General features: G+C 63.8%; 20 protein-coding genes and 1 pseudogene. 7 read left to right on the forward strand and 14 right to left on the reverse strand.

What is annotated here, in order from left to right; translation table 11 throughout:
- Window positions 1-50: 50 nt before the first annotated feature.
- The 6 genes from NKH52_RS03140 to NKH52_RS03165 form a co-directional block, all read right to left on the reverse strand.
- The gene (locus tag NKH52_RS03140) at window positions 51-461 is read right to left on the reverse strand and encodes a GtrA family protein (protein WP_352728291.1); all 411 of its coding nucleotides are present in this window, start codon (window positions 459-461) and stop codon (window positions 51-53) included.
- Window positions 458-1,267 (reverse strand): ChbG/HpnK family deacetylase, encoded by an 810-nt coding sequence (locus NKH52_RS03145; protein WP_352728289.1) that lies wholly within the window; start codon window positions 1,265-1,267, stop codon window positions 458-460. The genes NKH52_RS03140 and NKH52_RS03145 overlap by 4 nt, the downstream gene beginning before the upstream one ends.
- The gene (locus NKH52_RS03150) at window positions 1,264-2,253 is read right to left on the reverse strand and encodes a glycosyltransferase family 2 protein (protein WP_352728287.1); all 990 of its coding nucleotides are present in this window, start codon (window positions 2,251-2,253) and stop codon (window positions 1,264-1,266) included. The genes NKH52_RS03145 and NKH52_RS03150 overlap by 4 nt, the downstream gene beginning before the upstream one ends.
- On the reverse strand, window positions 2,246-3,409 hold the full coding sequence (locus NKH52_RS03155; protein ID WP_352728285.1) for a glycosyltransferase 87 family protein: 1,164 nt from the start codon (window positions 3,407-3,409) through the stop codon (window positions 2,246-2,248). Before NKH52_RS03155 ends, NKH52_RS03150 begins: the two co-directional genes overlap by 8 nt.
- Window positions 3,410-3,624: 215 nt before the next feature.
- On the reverse strand, window positions 3,625-4,662 hold the full coding sequence (locus NKH52_RS03160; RefSeq protein ID WP_352728283.1) for a zinc-binding dehydrogenase: 1,038 nt from the start codon (window positions 4,660-4,662) through the stop codon (window positions 3,625-3,627).
- Window positions 4,663-4,715: 53 nt separating this feature from the next.
- A complete protein-coding gene (locus NKH52_RS03165) occupies window positions 4,716-5,957 on the reverse strand; it encodes an acyl-CoA dehydrogenase family protein (protein ID WP_352728281.1) in 1,242 nt (413 codons plus the stop codon).
- 115 nt (window positions 5,958-6,072) lie between these two features.
- Between NKH52_RS03165 and NKH52_RS03170 the strand changes: the two genes are divergently transcribed.
- From NKH52_RS03170 to NKH52_RS03190, 5 genes are all read left to right on the forward strand, one after another.
- On the forward strand, window positions 6,073-6,888 hold the full coding sequence (locus NKH52_RS03170) for an SDR family oxidoreductase (protein ID WP_352728279.1): 816 nt from the start codon (window positions 6,073-6,075) through the stop codon (window positions 6,886-6,888).
- 12 nt (window positions 6,889-6,900) lie between these two features.
- Complete coding sequence (locus tag NKH52_RS03175; RefSeq protein WP_276325616.1) at window positions 6,901-7,413, forward strand: MaoC family dehydratase; 513 nt, start codon at window positions 6,901-6,903, stop codon at window positions 7,411-7,413.
- Window positions 7,410-8,441 carry a phosphotransferase family protein gene (locus NKH52_RS03180; protein WP_352728277.1) on the forward strand — a complete coding sequence of 344 codons (1,032 nt, stop codon included), beginning with the start codon at window positions 7,410-7,412 and terminating at the stop codon, window positions 8,439-8,441. The genes NKH52_RS03175 and NKH52_RS03180 overlap by 4 nt, the downstream gene beginning before the upstream one ends.
- Window positions 8,442-8,607: 166 nt before the next feature.
- On the forward strand, window positions 8,608-9,246 hold the full coding sequence (locus NKH52_RS03185; protein ID WP_027037641.1) for a TetR/AcrR family transcriptional regulator: 639 nt from the start codon (window positions 8,608-8,610) through the stop codon (window positions 9,244-9,246).
- 212 nt (window positions 9,247-9,458) lie between these two features.
- A complete protein-coding gene (locus NKH52_RS03190) occupies window positions 9,459-9,707 on the forward strand; it encodes a DUF680 domain-containing protein (RefSeq protein WP_127290616.1) in 249 nt (82 codons plus the stop codon).
- A gap of 43 nt (window positions 9,708-9,750) precedes the next feature.
- Here NKH52_RS03190 and NKH52_RS03195 read toward each other — a convergent pair.
- The 8 genes and pseudogenes from NKH52_RS03195 to NKH52_RS03230 form a co-directional block, all read right to left on the reverse strand.
- Window positions 9,751-10,799: pseudogene (locus NKH52_RS03195) on the reverse strand (Gfo/Idh/MocA family protein).
- A 65-nt stretch (window positions 10,800-10,864) separates the two neighbouring features.
- On the reverse strand, window positions 10,865-11,650 hold the full coding sequence (locus NKH52_RS03200) for a ThuA domain-containing protein (protein ID WP_352728275.1): 786 nt from the start codon (window positions 11,648-11,650) through the stop codon (window positions 10,865-10,867).
- Window positions 11,651-11,727: 77 nt separating this feature from the next.
- Window positions 11,728-11,958 carry a hypothetical protein gene (locus NKH52_RS03205; protein WP_352728273.1) on the reverse strand — a complete coding sequence of 77 codons (231 nt, stop codon included), beginning with the start codon at window positions 11,956-11,958 and terminating at the stop codon, window positions 11,728-11,730.
- 58 nt (window positions 11,959-12,016) lie between these two features.
- Entirely contained in the window at window positions 12,017-12,601 is a 585-nt protein-coding gene (locus tag NKH52_RS03210; RefSeq protein WP_352728271.1) for a sarcosine oxidase subunit gamma, read from the reverse strand.
- Window positions 12,594-15,590, reverse strand: coding sequence for a sarcosine oxidase subunit alpha (locus tag NKH52_RS03215; RefSeq protein ID WP_352728269.1), 2,997 nt, complete (start codon window positions 15,588-15,590; stop codon window positions 12,594-12,596). Before NKH52_RS03215 ends, NKH52_RS03210 begins: the two co-directional genes overlap by 8 nt.
- On the reverse strand, window positions 15,587-15,883 hold the full coding sequence (locus NKH52_RS03220) for a sarcosine oxidase subunit delta (protein WP_127259924.1): 297 nt from the start codon (window positions 15,881-15,883) through the stop codon (window positions 15,587-15,589). The genes NKH52_RS03215 and NKH52_RS03220 overlap by 4 nt, the downstream gene beginning before the upstream one ends.
- An 11-nt stretch (window positions 15,884-15,894) precedes the next feature.
- A complete protein-coding gene (locus NKH52_RS03225) occupies window positions 15,895-16,335 on the reverse strand; it encodes a hypothetical protein (protein WP_352728267.1) in 441 nt (146 codons plus the stop codon).
- Entirely contained in the window at window positions 16,335-17,588 is a 1,254-nt protein-coding gene (locus NKH52_RS03230) for a sarcosine oxidase subunit beta (protein WP_352728266.1), read from the reverse strand. Before NKH52_RS03230 ends, NKH52_RS03225 begins: the two co-directional genes overlap by 1 nt.
- Window positions 17,589-17,857: 269 nt before the next feature.
- Here NKH52_RS03230 and NKH52_RS03235 point away from each other — a divergent pair, with 269 nt between their 5' ends.
- Together NKH52_RS03235 and NKH52_RS03240 are read left to right on the forward strand one after the other, a co-directional pair.
- Entirely contained in the window at window positions 17,858-18,616 is a 759-nt protein-coding gene (locus NKH52_RS03235) for an SDR family oxidoreductase (protein ID WP_352728264.1), read from the forward strand.
- 109 nt (window positions 18,617-18,725) lie between these two features.
- Window positions 18,726-19,112 carry an SET domain-containing protein gene (locus tag NKH52_RS03240; protein WP_127290632.1) on the forward strand — a complete coding sequence of 129 codons (387 nt, stop codon included), beginning with the start codon at window positions 18,726-18,728 and terminating at the stop codon, window positions 19,110-19,112.
- Window positions 19,113-19,192: the final 80 nt, after the last annotated feature.

Below are 19,192 nucleotides of genomic sequence, written 5' to 3' on the forward strand. Positions count from 1 at the left end.
AAGTGTGTAGCGGTTTTTCGTCCGGAATTTCGTAAGAAAAATAATTCCGCCTATCTCAAGAACCGGCCTTCGATCGACCAGCGCGCGGCGAGGAAATTCAGCACCGCCGCCACCACGACGCCCCCGATTTTCGCCGGCCACACCCCGATGATGCCGGCGAATAGCGCGATCGAGAGGCTGGAGACACCGAGCGAAATCAGCGCTCCAAGCGTGGCGAAACGAAGGAACGCATCATGCAGCCGGATGGCTCGATTGCGCTCGAACGACCACAAGCCGTTCGCCGCGAAGGAAAAGGTGACGGCGACGAACCAGGCAGCGATGTTGGCCGGCACCGGCGGAACCCCGAGCTTGAGCAGCAGGAAAAAGCTGGCAAGGTCGATGGCCGTGTTCGCCAGTCCGACAATGGCGAAGCGGACGATCTTGTTGCCGGTCGAACGCGGGGGCCGCTCGGCGTCGCTCATCCCCTGCCATCCATGATTGCGACATTGGCGCGGGCCAGACCAGCGCCGAATTCGTCCGATGCGAGGGCCGCGAATTCCACCTCGCGCACATCTTGCATGGTGTCGCGCGCGCGCAGCGTCTCGTCGACATGGCCGGGATGACACATGAACACCCCTCGCTCCGGCAACCCTTCGACGGCCGCCTGCAGAACCGCAGCGAACTTTTCGGGCTGTCGCCAGTCATAGATGCCGGCGAGCGGCTGGAAAACGATGAAGCCCGCGCGCTGCATCGAGCGGTTGAACCCGGCAGCCAGCGCGGCAATCGCGGCGACTTTCGCTCCCGCGGCCAGCGCCGGGGCGCCGCGCAGGGCCGGCCTGTCGGCGCCTTCTGGAAAACGCGTGCGCAGCCATGTGCGCACGACGGGAAGGAAATGCACATGCTGGTGCCCATCGACGAAATCGGGGCGGCGGCCAAGCGCCTCGACGAAGCGGCTGTACTGGGCGTCAAGCTCGGCATGGACATGGCGATCGCCGATGCGGCCGCGCAGAACAGGCAAGGCCAGTGCGCGGAGCGGTGGCAGCCGGCCTTCCGGCGCCAGGGCCGACCGGCCGGTGACGGCCAACTGGTCGGTCAAGGTGAGGTGCAGCCCGACAGCGGCCCGGCCGCACAGCGGTTTTATGCGCTCTGCCTGCTTTGCCCACTCGGGAAAGCCGGTCATGCAGCTGGTGCCGGTCAGGCGCCCCCGATCGAGAAGATCGAGAATCCCGGCGGAAACGCCAGGCGCCAGGCCGTAATCGTCAGCGATCAGGCGAATGCGCCGCGTCATCTGTTCGAAGTGCCCGACTCCGGCCGGTCGGCGGGGGCCTCGCTGCGCACGACATCGCGCACGAGATAGACCGGCCGATTCTTGCTCTCGCTGAGCGTCACCCAGACATATTCGCCGATCAGGCCAAGCAGGGTCAGGTTGAGGCCGCCGAGCAGAACGACGGCAACCAGCAGGCTGGGGTAGCCCGGAACGGCAATGCCGTAGAAGATCACCTCGAAGAACACCTTGGCGCCATAGAGCGCGCCGGCCACCGCCGCGAGCAGCCCGCTAAGACTGATCAGGCGTAGCGGAATGACGGAGAACGAGGTGAACCCCTCCAGCGAGAAGGCGATGAGGTTGAGCCGGCTCCATTTCGATGTGCCGCTGGCGCGGCCTTCCGGCGAATAGGGCAACGCCTTCTGGCGAAAGCCGGCCCAGGCAAACAGGCCCTTGTTGAAGCGACGCTTGTCACGCAGGCTGGTCAGTGCGCGCGCCACGGCGCCGCGCATGACGCGAAAGTCGCCGGCATTTTCGGGAATGTCGAAACGCTGGCTGCTGTTGATCAGGCTGTAGAAAAGCCGTGCAAGCTGGCTGCGCCGCCAGCTCGCCTCGCGGCGGTCGTTCTGCGCAAAGACGACGTCGATGTCCAGATGGTCCACCAGCTCGGCGATCAGCTTCAGGCTGATGTCCAGGGAATGCTGGAGGTCGGCGTCCATGATCAGCACCATGTCGCCGCGCGACTGGTCGAGGCCGGCGAGCACCGCGACTTCCTTGCCGAAATTGCGGCTGAGGCGCACGATCTCCCACGATCCCGTCAGCGCTTGCGAAAATCGTCCAGCGCCATCGTCACGGCTGCCGTCATCGACCAGGATCTTGTGCACGGTCATGCCGAAGCGCTGTGCCACGGCCGCTTCGAGCTCGCCTAGCAGGCGCGCGAAGGCCGATGCCGATGCCGCCTCGTTGAAGAATGGCGCAACGATATCGAGGCTCTGTCGCAGCTCAGCCATTCGCGACTCCCGCATTCACCACCTTTTCCCGTGCCTTGGCCCAGAACCACCAGATCAGCGAACCGGCGATGAAAGTGACGGCGACCGGCCGGAACCAGGGGAAGAGGAAATCGTGCACATGGCGCTCGACGCCGCTCAGCCCGGTCACGAACAGCGTCATCGACAGCACCGAGGCGAGGACGCCGCCCCGTTCTTCGCGCCACAACAGGGCGATGGCAAGACCGGCTGGTACCGCGATCATGGCAAAGGTGTTGGGTTCGACGCGCGGGTTGAAGACGCACATGTAGAAGGTGGCCGTCAGGAAGATCGCCAGCGCCGCCTTTCCCTGTTCGAGCCTGCGGTCGAACCAGATGACGGCTGAAAGCGTAAGCAGGGCCATGACCATGCGCACGATCGTTGCGCCGAATTCCGGTATCGGCAGCCCTATCGTGGTGAACGGTGCCGTGAAATCGGTGGACACGAAATGGCTGGTGTTCTCGACGGCCATGGAGGTCAACATCTGGGCGAAGACACGATACTGATCGTTGAGATAGCCGGCGGGAGCAAAAGCGTAAGGCAGTGCGAGCACGAACAGCACCGCCAGCACCAGCACCGGCATCAACCGAAGCCGAAGGGCTCCTACCAACAACAGCATTATGATCGCGGTCGGCTTGGCGATGATGGCGAGCGAAGCCCAGAAGAACGTCTCCGCCCGTCGGCCCTCCAGCGCCGACAATGTGAGAAGCCAGCAAGCGCCGGTCAAAAGGATCGTCGCCTGGCCGTTGCGGATCGCGCCGAGCGCCATCGGCAAAGCGAGGAAGAGGCCGAAAGAAAGCAGCCACATCAACTCGTCACCACCGAGTTTGCGCACCTGCCGCATCGCGGCATAGGTCAGCACCGCAAACCCGAGGGAGTGCCACATCACGCCGCCCAGATGCGGACCGAGCTTGACTATTGGAGTGTAGAGCGCGGCGAAGGCCGGCGCGTAGAGATACCCCATCTCGGATTGGGTGTCGTAGAGTGGCAGACCGGCCAGAAGCGCCTCGCTGCCATCTATATAGGCCTTCCATACCGTCCGCGTGTACGGCGACCACAGGACCATGGCAAGAACAACCAGGAACGCTCCGATCCACAGGCCAAACCCCAAACGGTCGAAAACCGGCTTGGAAATCGTCATCAAGGCACCCCACACAATCCCGGAACAGGCTCAGTCCAGCCTGTCCCGGCATTCGATGGCGGCGGCATATCACGGACGCAGCGGCGTGGCATAGGGGGCTTGATGGACGCGGATATCGGCCTGACGGTCCCGCGTCGGCGGATAACCGGCAATCTCTGCCCGCAAAGCCCTCCGAGGCCCCCCGCGTCCAAACTTCTCGAATCTTTCGAATTGGCCTAAGGCCGGATGAACACCTTGCCGTTAGGCTTGGCCAGTTCCGCTGGCACCCGCGCCATCGCCTCGGCGAGCGGCACCACCGCCGTCACGTCGGTCGACCAGCGCCCATCGGAAAAACGCTTCTGCGCTTCCAGGATCGCCGGGCCGCGGCGGTCGCGGAACTGGCGCATCCACTCGCTCAGCCAAAAACCTTCGATATGCTTATGCTGGAAGATCAGTTGACCGGGCTCGCGGATAACGGTGGCTTCGGGATCGAGCCGCCCATAGATGATCCAGCGCGAACGCTTCGGCATGACGTCGAAGATGGCGGAGGCAAGTGGCCCGGTCACCGCGTCCAGGAAGATGCGCGGCTGTTCGGCCTTCATCACCTCGCGCAATGCCGCCTTGAAATCCGGCGCCTTTTCATTGAGGACGTGCGCCGCGCCAAGCGCTTTCAGCGAAGCGATCTGATCGTCACGCCGCACGGTGACGATTGGCCGGAAACCCTCTTCCTTGGCCAGGCCGATGATCAGCTTGCAGAGCTGGCTGGCGCCGGCGGTCATGACGAAGGCCTTTTCGCCTTCCTGTTTGACGATGTCGAACATGGCAAGCGCGGTGAGCGGGTTGACGATCATCGCCGCGCCATCCTCGTCGCGGACCGTGTCGAGCAGTGGAATGCATGCAGCAGCTTCAGCGACGGCATAGTCGGCCCATGAGCCCCAGTTGGTGACGCCCGTGGCAAAGGCGACGCGCTTGCCGATCAGGCTTTTGGGATAGGGCTCGTCGCCGCTGGCGACGACGATGCCGACACCCTCGAAGCCGGCCGGCTGGCCCTTGGCGCGCGGCTGGCCGTACTGACCCTTGATGAAGGCGATGTCGGACGGATTGATCGAGGCGAGGCTGACCTTGATCAGCACCTGTGTCGGTCCGGGTGTCGGCACGGCAATGCTGCCCGGCTCGAGATAGGGCTCCACCGCCTCCAGCACGCTGCCGCTCGGCGTCCTGGTGTAGCCGTCGCCGACCAGCAGCAGCGCCTTCATTTCGGAGGGGACGGTCATCGGAACACTCCTCGCCTGGACCCGTCGGCGTCGCCGGATGACGATCCCGGCGCTCAGACCTTTTCCTGCGTGTACTTCTTCAGCTCGGTGCGCGCCACCTGACGGCGATGCACGGCGTCAGGCCCGTCGGCAAGGCGCAAGGTCCGCAGATGCGTCCACGACCGCGCCAGCGGCGTGTCCTGGCTGATGCCTTGCGCGCCGAACATCTGCACAGCCTCGTCGGTGATCCTCAGCGCGACGCGCGGTGCGATCACCTTGATCTGGCTGATCCAGGGGGCGGCGGCCCGCGCATCGCCATGGTCGATCATCCACGCCGCCTTGAGGCAGAGCAGCCGGGCCATCTCGATCTCCATGCGGCATTCGGCGATGATGTCGAAATTGGCGCCGAGCTTTGCCAGCTTCTGGCCGAAGGCCTCGCGGCGCATGGAACGCTGGCACAGCATCTCGAGCGCCATCTCGGCCTGCCCGATGGCGCGCATGCAATGGTGGATGCGGCCGGGACCGAGCCGCCCTTGCGCGATCTCGAACCCCCTGCCCTCGCCCAGGATCAGGTTCGACGCCGGTACGCGCACATTGTCGAAGCGGAGATGCATATGGCCGTGCGGCGCGTCGTCATCGCCATAAACCTGCATGGCCCGCACCTTGGTCACGCCTTTCGTGTCTGATGGCACCAGGATCATCGAATGACGGCGGTGCTGCGGCTCGTCATCGCCGCCGGTCCTGACCATGACGATGTAGATGGCGCAGCGCGGATCGCCGGCGCCAGAGGCCCACCATTTCTCGCCGTTGAGCACATAGTCGTCGCCCTGACGCTCGCAGCGCATGGCAATGTTGGTGGCGTCGGACGAGGCGACGTCCGGCTCGGTCATCAGATAGGCCGAACGGATCTTGCCATCGAGCAGCGGTTCCAGCCATGCTTTCTTGTGGTCGGCCGAGCCGTACCGCTCCAGCACCTCCATGTTGCCGGTGTCGGGCGCCGAGCAGTTGAAGGTCTCGGCGCCGAGATGCGCCTTGCCCATCTCCTCGGCCAGATAGGCGTATTCGACGGTGGAAAGGCCGTAGCCGCGCTCCGAGCCGGTCAGCCAGAAATTCCACAGGCCGCGCTCTCGTGCGGTCTTCTTCAGCCCTTCGAGGATCTCGCTCTGGCGCGCACTGTAGACCCAGCGGTCGCCTGCCTTGCCCACCTCGCTGAGGAATTCATGGTCGAGCGGCATGATCTCGTCGCGCACCATGGCCGCGACGCGCGCGTGGATCGGCTTCAGCCGCTCGGTCATGCCGAGATTCATCTCCGTCATCGGTCGCTAACCCTTCATACACGCCAGGCATTTTGTCAGTGGCAAGGATGACCGTATTTCGGATAGCCTTGTCAACGCGAACTGTTTGCCCGCATGCCGAGCGCGGAGGATTGTGATGAGCTATCTAGACGAGCTGTTTTCGGTGGCTGGCAAGACCGCGCTGGTGACGGGTGCCGCGACCGGTATCGGCCGCATGGCGGCAACCGCGCTGGTCAGGGCCGGCGCCAGCGTGATGATCGCGTCGCGCAAGGGCGATGACTGCATCAAGGTGGCCGAAGAACTGAACGGTCTTGGCGCTTCCGGCCGGGCCGAAGGCTTTGCCGGCGATGTCTCCAGCGAAACCGGCATTGCCGCACTCGTCGCCGAGGTCAAAGCGCGGACCGGGAAACTGCATATTCTGGTCAACAATGCCGGCGTCTCCTGGGGCGCACCGCTGGAAAGCTTCCCCTATTCGGCATGGGCGAAGGTGCTCGGCATCAACGTCACCGCGGTCTTCCATCTGACCCGCGAATTGCTGCCGCTGCTCGAGGCCGCCGCCAGCGATGCCGATCCGGCCAGGGTGATCAACCTGGGATCGGTGATGGGCACGCAGCCGCTGGCCGACGACGCCTATTCCTACACCGCCTCCAAGGCCGCGGTTCATCATCTGACGCGCACACTGGCGCTCGAGTTCGCCGCCCGCCGCATCACCGTCAACGCCTTTGCCCCCGGCCCCTTCCAGAGCCGGATGACGGCATTTGCCACCGCCACAGAGGAACAGGCCACGCACGTCGGCAACCATGTTCCGATCGGCCGTATCGGCGCACCGGATGACATTGCCGGCGCAACGCTCTATTTGTGCAGCCGTGCAGGCAGCTATGTCACCGGCGCCATCCTGCCGATCGACGGCGGACAGTCGGTGCAGCATGGGCTGACGCTGTTCAAGGAATGACATTTTCCGGCCATGGAAGCCGGGGGTGAACTGGAGGACATCCGCGTGGAACCGATCAGTCTCGATGTGCTTCTGGCCAGTGTCGGCAAGGAGGTTGGCGTATCGCCGTGGCGGGTGGTGACGCAACGCATGATCGACCAGTTCGCCGACGCCACCGACGACCACCAGTTCATCCACTGCGATCCGGAGCGGGCCATGCGCGAAACGCCGTTCGGCGGCACCATCGCGCACGGCTTTCTGTCGCTGTCGCTGTTGTCGGCGATGACCTTCGAGACCATGCCGCCGCTGGAAAACGGCAAGATGGGCGTCAACCACGGCTTCGATTCGCTGCGCTTCCTGGCGCCGGTGAAAACGGGCGCGCGCATCCGCACGCGTTTCGTGCTGGCCGACGTCAAGGTCAGGCCGTCGGGCTGGGTGCAGACCGCGCATGACGTGACGATCGAGATCGAGGGTTCGAAGAAGCCGGCACTGACCGCGCGCTGGCTGACGCTGACCTTGATAGAACGCCAGCCCGAGACCGCATGAGTGATCCCGTTCTCGACCAGGCAGCGCTTGCGCCTTACCTGGAGGCGAACATACCTGGCTTTTCCGGGCTTGCTGCGGTCGAAAAATTCAAATCCGGCCAATCGAACCCGACCTACCTTTTAACGGCGGCAAGCGGCCGTTACGTGCTGCGCGCCAAGCCGCCGGGGCAATTGCTGAAATCGGCGCACCAGGTCGACCGCGAATTCAGGGTGATGAGCGCGCTTGCCGGCACCGCCGTGCCTGTGCCTGCCATGCTGCATCTGTCGGCTGAGGACTCACCGATCGGCCGCATGTTCTACGTCATGGATTTCCTGGACGGCCGTATTTTCTGGGATCCGGCCCTGCCGGAGGCTCGCGACAACGAAGACCGCGCTGCCATCTACAATGCCATGAACGATACTCTCGCGGCGCTGCACGAGGTCGATGTCGAAACAGTGGGTCTCGGCGATTTCGGCCGGCCGGGAAATTATTTCGAGCGCCAGCTGGCGCGCTGGACGAGCCAGTACCGTGCCTCGGAAACCGGCACCGTGACCGATATGGACCAGCTGATTGCCTGGCTGGAAACGCATATGCCCGCCGATGACGGCCGGATCTCGCTGGTGCATGGCGACTACCGGCTGGACAATCTGATCTTCGCGCCGAACCGGCCAACGGTGCTGGCGGTGCTCGACTGGGAACTGTCGACATCAGGCCACCCCTTCGCCGATATCGCCTATCAATGCATGCAATGGCGGCTGCCGCATGCTTCCGGCTTTCGCGGCCTGGGCGGCATCGACCGCGCGACGCTCGGGCTGCCCTCCGAAACGGACTACGTCGCCAGCTACTGCCGGCGGCGCGGGCTCAGCGGTATCGGCAACTGGACGTTCTTCCTGGCCTTTTCCTTCTTCCGGCTGGCCGCGATCTGCCAGGGTGTCTTCAAAAGGGCGCTGGACGGCAACGCCTCCAATCCGGAAAAGGCGAAAACCTATGGCGAGGCGGTGAAACTGCTTTCGCATCTCGCCGCAAGACTGATCGACAAGAAGGCGTGACGATGTGCGGCTGGGCGAGCAACAGTGCCGATCACGGGTGCCGCCAACTTCGACAAGCGTCGGCACGATCCGAAGCATACCGTTTGGGAACTTCCCGTGCCCTTGTCCGTTTCCGTACAGCGTATATAATTTAGCCAGGCACCAACCCAACCAAAGGCACCAGATCTTGCCGCAGAGCGTCCAGACACGCCGCGAGAAACAAAAGGCAGAACTGCGCTCCGAATTGCTCGAGGCCGCGCACAAGCTTGTCCATGAAGAGGGCTATGAGGGCCTGACCATACGCAAATTGGCCAAGCGGGTCGGCTATGCTCCTATGTCGGTCTATTCCTATTTCGCCGACAAGCAGGACATCCTGTTCGCTCTGGCCGAGGATGCGTTCGAGACGCTGGCCCGCCGCATCGAGGAGCATCCCTCCGACGATCCGATCGAGGCCTTGCAGGCGGTGATGACGGAATATGCCGCCTTCGGGCTTGGCAATCCCAACGAATACCGCACCGTGTTCATGACCGAAAAGACCAAGCTGCCGGAAGGCTACAACGAAATGGAAGAGAGCAACCCGGCGATGAAGGCGCTGATCAGCCGGGTCGAAGCCTGCGTCGCCGCCGGCAAATTGCAGGGCGATCCGCGCGCCATCGCTACCATGCTGTGGGCGGTCGGCCACGGCACGATCTCGTTGCTCATCACCTTTCCGTTCTACCCCTTCGGCGATCCGCAGGCCTTCGTGAAGCGGATGTGCGATTTCACGCTTGCAACGCTCAGCACGCAAAACGTGCCGCCGCTGACCGAGACCCCGGTCAACTGCTGAACGCCAGCTCCGTTCGTTTCCATATTTCCTCCCCACCCTTCCCCACCAAAACGGGGCGAATTTCTTGGTTAACAAAAAATTTACCGTACGCGTACGGTTTTGCCTTGAACTTCGCGACTGGCGGACGTATCTGTACAACGTATCGTACATGTACGAGAAAAATTCACCCGCCGGTACGAATTGAATTCGGCCCCGGAAACCGGAGACTGACGATGAAAAAGACACTTCTCACCCTCGCCGCAGTGCTGGCACTTTCGGGCTCGGCCTTCGCCGCCAACACCACCCACCCGGTCAAGCATGCGCCGGTGGCGGCCTGCGTGGACACCAAGACCAACGTGAAGCTCGATTGCGCTTCGACCGGTTCGGTCGAGAAGAAGGGCGCCACGGAAAACACCGCTGAAGGCAAGGGCCCGCGCCTCGGCATCAGCATCAATCCGTGGATTGTGCCGAGCGCATTCTGATTATCTGCAGAAATTACGTCTGGCCGGCGCAAGCCGGCCAGTTTCAAGCGACCATGATCGGCCGTTTGCCCGCTGAACTCTCGAAGGCGGCATCAATCAGCTTCTGCATGTCTGCGGCGCGCCGAAACGACGGATCGCCGTTACGGCCTACATCCAGCGCGTCGGCAAAGCGCCGGGCATTGCGCTTGACATCGGGCAGCGCCAGCGTTCGCCAACGCTGCAGATCGACATCCCCACCGAGACAGGCCGACAGGCTCGATGCCTTGCCGTCGGTCTCGGCCTTGATGGCGCCCTTGGTGCCGTGCAGGGCCAGCGACAGATCGTTGGCGTGGCCGGTCATGTAGCGGCTCGCCACGATCGTGGCGAGCGCGCCGGAACTGAGCCGGGCCGTCATCGCCACGCTGTCATTGGCGTCCAGCACATAGTCGCCGATGCGCTCGCCCTCGGCCTTCGGAAACGTCACCAGATCGGCGTGGAGGCTGACGATGTCCTGGCCGGCGCCATAGGTCGCAAAGTCCAGGATATGGATGCCGACGTCGCCCAGCACGCCGGTTGAACCGTGCCGGCTCGACAAGCGCCACAGCCATTTGTCCTCGACCCGCCAGTCACCCCATGATTTGCTGACCGCCAGCTTTGCCGATAGCTCGCCTCGACATGGCGCAACGCGCCGATCTCGCCGGCCTGAACCATGCGCCGTGCCTCGCGGATCGCCGGTGAATTGCGATAGGTGAGGTTGACCATGTTATTCACCCCGGCTGCCTCGGCCGCTTCGGTCATAACAAGCGCGTCGGCGTGGTTCGGCGCCAGCGGCTTTTCGCAAAACACATGCTTTCCCTGGGCAAGCAGCGCCAGCGTCGTCGCCATATGCGCACCATCCGGCGTCGCGTTGATGGCGGCATCGAACTGACCCCAGGCGATCGCCGCTTCCAGGCTCTCGAAAGAATCGCCGATCTTGCTGGCCGCGGCGAACGCCGCCGCGCGACCGGGCACCTGGTCGACACAAGCGACGATGCTGCAGCCGGGAATCCCGGCAAACTCCTCGACATGATGCCCGGCGATACCGCCGGTGCCGAGCAGAAGAATTCGATGCATTAGCCCCAAGCCCCCAAATCAACTCACGCCTTAGGCAACTCAGGCCCCGATCAGCTCAGACCCAATCAACTAAGGCCCTTGTCGCCGTCGGCATGCAGGCGCAGCCCCTTCTGCACGATCTTCTCCTTGGCCGCATCCGTCGGCACGTTCGGCGCATTGGTGATGCCGGACCATGCCGGCGCCGGGTTGTGCGCCCAATGGACGGCGTTGCGCAGCACCTGCTGCACGCCCTCATTGTGATAGATTGGATAGGTCTCGTGGCCGGGCGAGAAGTAGAAGATCCGTCCCGCGCCGCGCTGGTACGTCAGCCCGGACCGGAACACCTCGCCGCCCTCGTACCAGGAGACGAACACCGTCTCCAGCGGCTCCGGCACCGCGAACGGCTCGCCATACATTTCGGTCTCGCCGATCTCCAGGCATTCACCGATGCCTTGCGCGATCGGGTGGCCGTGGTTGATCGCCCAGACACGCTCGCGTTCGCCAGCCTCGCGCCATTTGAGCGAACAGGGTGTGCCCATCAGCCGCTTGAAGATCTTCGAGTAGTGGCCGGAATGGAGCACGATCAGGCCCATCCCTTCCCACACCCGCTTCTGCACCCGCTCGACGATCTCGTCCTTGACCTCGCCATGCGCCGCGTGGCCCCACCACAAAAGCACGTCGGTGGCCGCCAGACGCTTTTCGCTCAGGCCGTGCTCGGACTCCTGCAAGGTGGCGGTGGTCGCCTCGATGCCCTTGTCCTGGTTGAGGGCGGCGGCAATGGTGCCATGCATCCCCAACGGATAGAGCTCGCGCACGGCTTCATTGGTCTGCTCGTGGACGTTCTCGCCCCAAACGATCGCTTTTGTCGGCATTTTCATCTCCCAAAGCGCTTTAAATAGCACGCCCAAAGGGATTGAGAAGGTCCGATGCGATCTGGCCCGATGGAATACTAGGTCTTGCGCTTCTTGCGCCCGGGCACGGTCTTGGCTTGGCCCGGTTTCGCCGGTGCGCCGGGGATGGCGGTTCCGGTTATGGATATCGGATCACTGGCCGGGAACGTGTCTTCGAGGCCTTCCTCGAGTTCCTCTTCGGCGCTCGGCGCTTCATGCCGCTCATGTTCGAGCGAGCGTACGGCCGATGTCTTTATGACCGGCGACTTCGGTGCGGAATTCGACGGCATCGGCATTCTCCCTCGGCGTGCGGATGCAGAACGAGCGTGCCCTGCAAACGTTCCGCGTTCAGACCGCCGCGTCGCCCGATCCCTCGGACAGGAAAGTAAAGACATAGTCCGAGAAGGAACGCCAGCATTCGACCCGGAAGGCATCGGCGGCTGTGCGCAGCAGCACGATCTCGGTCTTGCCCAGGATGGTGCGCGACGCTGCACCCACCGGGAAGGCGTCGAGCGACAGGTCCTGCGGGCAGCCCGCATTGATCGCCGCCGCTGCCCCAGTGCCCGTCACCGATATCGCGATGTTGCGATGCGAGACGCCGACCGCCGAATGCAGCGCGGATACTTTGGCACAATCGACGAGCGGATCATTGCCGGCCTCATCGATAACAAGCCATTCGTCGGGGCCGAGCCACAGTGCGGTGCGCCCGCCCTTCGCGGCAGAGGTTTTCGGCTTGTTCGGCAAGGTCAAACCAAGCGCCTTCGAAAGCGCTGCAACCGAGGCTTCCGGCGCACGCAATGACATGCGCTCGGCCGGCGGCAATACCTCGACCTTGACGCCGGCAGCAGTGGTGCTGCGTCCAGTTAGCGCCGGACGGCGTTCCACCGAAGGCGATGCAGCCGGAGCCGTCTTTCTTGCAGCGGCCTTAGCCATTGAGGCGCCCTCCCGTTTCGTCGAAGAACACCATGCCGGTAACCTCCACCTCGATCACCCCGTTCGGCATCGGCACATGGAGGGTCTCGCCCATCCGGTCGCGGCCGCCGGCAACCAGCGCCAATGCGATCGAGCGGCCGCAATTTTCCGACCAGTAGCTCGAAGTGACATGGCCGATCATCTTCATCGGGATCGCCTGTTTCGGATCCTCGACGATCTGAGCGCCCTCTTCCAGAACCACTTTGGGGTCCTTGGTCTTCAGACCGACCAGCTGCTTGCGGCCCTTGGCGACAAGGTCCGGCCGCGTCAAACCCCTGATACCCACGAAATCGGTCTTCTTCTTGCCGACCGCCCAGTCGAGCCCGGCGTCGTTCGGCGTCACCGTGCCGTCGGTATCCTGGCCGACAATGATGTAGCCCTTTTCGGCGCGCAACACGTGCATCGCCTCGGTGCCATAGGCGGCGGCGCCATGCTTCTGGCCTTCGGCCCACAGCGCTTCCCAGACCGCCTGGCCGTAGTCGGCCGGCACATTGACCTCGAAGCCGCGCTCGCCTGTGAACGACATGCGAAACAGCCGCGTCGGCACGCCGCAGATCTTGCCTTCGCGCACCGACATATGCGGCAGCGCCTCGTCCGACATGTCTATGCCTTCGACCAAGGGCGCGATGATGTCACGCGACTTCGGTCCCTGCACCGCGATGACCGCCCACTGCTCGGTGATCGAGGTCAGCCAGACATTGAGATGCGGGAACTCGGTCTGGAGATAGTCCTCCATGTGGTTCATGACACGCGGCGCGCCGCCGGTCGTCGTCGTCACATGGAATCGGTCCGGCGCCAGCCGGCCGACGACGCCGTCGTCATAGATGAAGCCGTCCTCGCGCAGCATGATGCCGTAACGGCAGCGGCCGGGTTCCAGCTTCTCCCATGGGTTGGTGTAGAGCAGTTCCATGAACTTGGCCGCATCCGGCCCGACCACTTCGATCTTGCCCAGCGTCGAGGCATCGAACAGGCCAGCCGTCTTGCGCACGGCGACGCATTCGCGGTCGACCGCGGCGTGCATGTCTTCGCCTGCCTTGGGGAAATACCAGGCGCGCTTCCACTGGCCGACATCCTCGAACACGGCACCTTGCGTCTCCGCCCAGGGATGGATCGCGGTTCTGCGTGTCGGGTCAAACAGCGGACCGCGCGCATGGCTGACGATCGCGCCGAAGGTCACCGGCGTATAGGGCGCCCGGAACGTGGTCAGGCCGACTTCCGGGATTTGCTTGCCCAGCGTCTCGGCGGCAATTGCCAGGCCGTGCATGTTGGAGGTCTTGCCCTGGTCGGTCGCCATGCCGTTGGTGGTGAAGCGCTTGACGTGCTCGATCGAGCGCATGCCTTCGTGCACCGCCTGGCGGATATCCTTGGCGGTGACGTCGTTCTGGAAATCGACAAACGCCTTCACCGTCGTGTCCGGCCCGGCGCCGGGCGCCGCGCCCAACATACCGCGCGACCAGCTCTCCGACGCATCGACCTTCGGCTTACTGCTCTTGGCGGCTTTGGCGCCGGCATCTTTCGCCGCCTTGGCGCCCGCCGCATAGGCCTCGTCCACCGTCGCCGACAGCCCATCGGTGCCGTTGCAGGCGCCCACCGAGACGCAGTCCTGCGCATAGGTGCCCGGCACGAAGCGCTTGGTCTCGTCGTTGAAGGCGACCTTTCCGCGCGACTGCGAGAACAGATGCACCGACGGTGTCCAGCCGGCCGACATCAGGACCGCATCGACCGCGATGGTGCGTTCGCCGCCGCCATTCTTCGGCTGCACGGTCATCGAGGAGACCCGCAATTTGCCGCCGGCGCGGATCACCGCACGGCCGAAATTGATTTCGATGCCGAGCGCCCTCGCCTCGTCGATCACCGGACCGGTCGGATTGTCGCGCAAATCGACGATCGCCGCCACGTTGACGCCGGCCTTCTTCAGGTCGATCGCCGCTGCATAGGCGGAATCATTGGCGGTATAGACGCCGACATTCCTGCCGACCGCGACGCCATAATGGTTGAGATAGGTGCGCGCGGCACCCGCCAGCATGATGCCCGGCCGGTCGTTGTCGGCAAACACCATGTGGCGCTCGATCGCACCGGAGGCCAGCACCACGCGCTTGGCCCGGACCTGCCAAAGCCGCTCGCGCGCCAGATCGTGGCCGGGGGTCCTCAGATGTTCGCTGACACGCTCGACCAGCCCGATAAAATTCTGCGCATAGTAGCCGAACGCCGTCGTGCGCGACAGCACGCGGACATTGTCCATCGCGGCGAGCTTCGCCACGGCAGCTTGCGCCCAGGCAAAACCGTCCTGGCCGTCGATTTTCGCGCCGCTCTCGAAACGCAGGCTGCCGCCGAACTCGGCCTGCTCGTCGGCGAGGATGACGCGCACGCCGGTCTCGGCCGCCGCAAGCGCTGCCGCGATGCCTGCCGCGCCGCCGCCGAGCACCAGCACGTCGCAATGCGCATAGCGCGATGAATAATGGTCGGGATCCGGCTGGTCCGGGGAAACGCCAAGACCGGCCGCGGCGCGGATCTTTGGCTCATAGAGCGTCTTCCACGCCGCTTTCGGCCACATGAAGGTCTTGTAGTAGAAGCCGGCCGAAAGCAGCGGCGAGGCGATATCGCTGACCGCACCGAGGTCGAAGGACAGTGACGGCCAGCGGTTCTGCGACTGCGCGTCAAGCCCGTCATAGAGCTCCTGCACGGTCGCCCGCACGTTCGGCGTCTTGCGTGCCGCGTCGCGCCTGATTTCGACCAGGGCGTTCGGCTCCTCGGCGCCCGCCGACAGGATGCCGCGCGGACGGTGGTACTTGAACGAACGGCCGACGAGATGGACGCCATTGGCGAGCAGCGCCGAGGCCAGCGTGTCGCCCTCGATGCCGGCATAGGACTGGCCATCGAAGCTGAACCGCGCGGTCTTGGCTTGGCTGAAGCGGCCGGCGCCGGAAATGCGGTACGACGCGCCGCTCATTTGCCAACTCCCGGCAGCTTGGAGGGTTTGGGCTCGCCGGCCTTGTAGGTCATGACGAATTTGTCGGTGACGGTGTCGCGTACGGCGTTGAAGAAGCGCGCACAGCCATGCATGTGCCGCCACCGCTCATAAATGATGCCCTTGGGGTTAGAGCGGATGAAGAAGAACTTTTCAAAATCGTCGTCGCTCTCGCCGGCCATATTGGCCGAGCGCGCGATGTGCGCCTCGCCAGCGTTGCGGAACTCGAGTTCCGGACGCTCTTCCTCACAATAGGGGCAGCGGATGAGAAGCATTGTCCTGGTTCCTACAATTCGCCGTGGCCGACGCGGGCGCCCGCCGGTTGATCGCAAAGCTTCTGTCCCAAGGTCGCGAACGGTGCGACGAGCCGGATGCGCTCTTCCACGCTTGCAGCGGGACGAAACAGATCGCGGGACGCCATGTTGCCGAGGGTGAGCTGTATCGGATCGGTGGTGACGATGACTTGACGCGGCTGGAATGTCTCGTCCTCGTCTAAATCGGAAGGCCTGTTTTCGAAGAAGACAACCACCCTCTGGCCGCCGCTCCAGACGCAGGCCAGCGTGCCGTCGTCGACCGAAAACGGCCAGACGGTTTCGTTGCCGGTGCGGCTGATCGGCTGCGTGCGCACTTCGTCCGCCGACGGAAAATGGAACATGCCCCGTTCCCCCGCCAGCACTTGTTCCCCCGCCAGCATCAGCGGCATCGCGACAGCCATCTGCGCCATCATCAGTGCGCCACCGCCGCCGCCGCCGCCTCGTCGATGAGGCGGCCGGTGCGGAAGCGCTCGATGGTGAAAGGCGCGTTGATCGGATGCGGATCATCCTTGGCGATGGTGTGGGCAAAGACATGGCCCGAGCCCGGCGTCGCCTTGAAGCCACCCGTTCCCCAGCCGCAATTGACATAGAGGCCGGGCACCGGCGTCTTGGCCAGGATCGGCGAGCGGTCGGGCGTGACGTCGACGATGCCGCCCCACGAGCGCAGCATCTTCATGCGCGTGAAGATCGGGAACATCTCGCAGATGGCGTCCAGCGTATGCTGCAATATGTGCAGGCCGCCGGTCTGCGAATAGGAAACATACTGGTCGGTGCCGGCGCCGATCACCAGCTCGCCCTTGTCGGACTGCGAGATATAGGCGTGCACCGTGTTCGACATCACCACGCAGGGCACCACCGGCTTGACCGGTTCCGACACCAGCGCCTGCAGCGGATAGCTTTCCAGCGGCATGCGCACGCCGGCCATGTTCATGATGACGGAGGAATGGCCGGCGGCAACGACGCCGACCTTCTTGGCGCCGAGGAAACCGCGCGTCGTGTCGACGCCCATGACCGCGCCATTGGCCGCCCGCTTGACGCCGGTGACCTCGCAATTCTGGATGATGTGAACGCCACGCGCCGAGGCACCGCGCGCATAACCCCAGGCAACGGCATCGTGGCGCGCCGTGCCGCCGCGCCTCTGCAGCGCCGCACCGACCACCGGATAGCGCGCGTCCTTGGAGGTGTTGAGCGGCGGGCAGAATTCCTTCGCCTGCTCCGGCGTCAGCCATTCATTATCGATGCCGTTCAGCCGGTTGGCGTGCACGTGGCGCTTCAGCACCTGCACGTCGTGCACATTGTGCGCGAGCATCATGACGCCGCGCGCCGAATACATGACGTTGTAGTTGAGCTCCTGGCTCAGCCCATCCCACAGCTTCAGCGCGTGGTCATAGATGCCGGCGCTCTCGTCATAGAGATAGTTGGAACGGATGATGGTGGTGTTGCGGCCGGTGTTGCCACCGCCGAGCCAGCCCTTTTCCAGCACCGCGACATTGGTGATGCCATGCACCGTGGCGAGATAATAGGCGGTGGCCAGGCCATGGCCGCCGGCGCCGACGATGATGACGTCGTATTCTTTCCTGGGCTCTGGCGAGGACCACTGTTCCTCCCAGCCCTTGTGGCCACGCATGGCTTCCCGGGCGATGGCGAATACCGAATATTTCTTCAACGTCCCAACCTCGCCCCAAAAAGGCTTCGCGAATGGCGGCCGGCGTTCATTCGGTCCCGGCGCGCGAGGTGTATCACTAGCGAAACAGCGCTTCCACCCTTGCGCTGTTTGCGACGGCGCTTGCCGTTTTGCGCCGTGGTGAAAAAGACGCATCCGGTGCGTCGGCGCTTTCCAGCATCTTGGCACGTATCGGGTGGCTCGCCTTGCCTCGATCTGCGACCAAGCACCCCAACTGCCGGTCAGGCCGGCGCGAAGAAAAGGATGCAAAAATGTTCGCACTCGCAAACAAGATCGCCATCGTCACCGGCGCCAGTTCCGGCATCGGCCGGGCCTCGGCAAAACTCTTTGCTGAGGAAGGCGCCAAGGTCATCGTCGCCGCCCGCCGTCAGGCCGAACTCGATACGCTCGTCGCCGAGATAGAAGACAATGATGGCGCGGCCATCGCGCTTGCCGGCGATGTCAGGGAGGAAGCTTATGCAAAGGCCCTTGTCGATCTGGCGGTCGAAAAGTTCGGCGGGCTCGACATCGCCTTCAACAATGCCGGCGCCGTTGGCCGGATGGGGCCGATTTCGGACCTGCCGCTGGAGGGATGGCGCGAGACGCTCGACACCAACCTCACCAGCGCGTTTCTCGGCGCGAAATATCAGGTGCCGGCAATGATCGAGCGCGGCGGCGGTTCGCTGATCTTCACCTCCACCTTCGTTGGTCACACAGCCGGGATGCCCGGCATGACCAGTTATGCCGCGAGCAAGGCCGGCCTGATCGGACTGACACAGGTGCTGGCCGCCGAATACGGCCCGAAAGGCGTGCGGGTCAACGCGCTGCTGCCCGGCGGGACCGACACACCGGCGGCAACCTTCAAGACCCCGGAATCACGGGTTTTCGTCGAAGGCCTGCATGCTTTGAAGCGTATCGCGATGCCGGAGGAGATCGCCCGCTCGGCACTCTATCTCGCCTCCGACGCCTCGAGCTTCACCACCGGAGCGGCTCTGTTTGCCGATGGCGGCGTGTCGATCAACCGGACGTGAAGATTCCAGCGGCGGGACGCATGTTCATAGCCGCCAGGCAAACGGCCGCTCTTGATTTTTCGCCGCGATTTGGCGATTCCGTTTATGTCCAAAAGCGGGGTCTGGAACCATGATGCTGATCAGAACCTATGTGACTGCGAGTGCGATCGAAGGTGTCGGCGTGTTCGCCGCGGAGCCGATCAGGAAAGGCGCTTCGATCTGGCGGCTCGATCCGGATTTCGACCGGCTGATCCCCATGGACAAATACGAGACGGCACCCCCGCATCTCAGGGAGCTGCTCGACCGCTATGCCTATCCGAGCCCGGACCGGCCGGGTTTCATGGTCTATGAAGTCGACAATGGCCGCTTCATGAACCATTCCAGCAATCCGAACACGGATTTTTCGCAATATGGCGGGGCCACCGCGACCCGCGACATCGGCGTGGGCGAGGAGATCACCTGCGACTACGGCGAGTTCTTCGAGGATTTCGAGTTGCTGCACCTCGCGACGGCCTAGTCGGCTCCTTATATCAAGGCAAACAGACGGCGGCTGGCCCCGCAAATTCATTTCCGCTGTGGACAGCGCGGCATGATTCT

The organism is Mesorhizobium sp. M1066, from assembly GCF_040318635.1.
Lineage (GTDB): Bacteria > Pseudomonadota > Alphaproteobacteria > Rhizobiales > Rhizobiaceae > Mesorhizobium.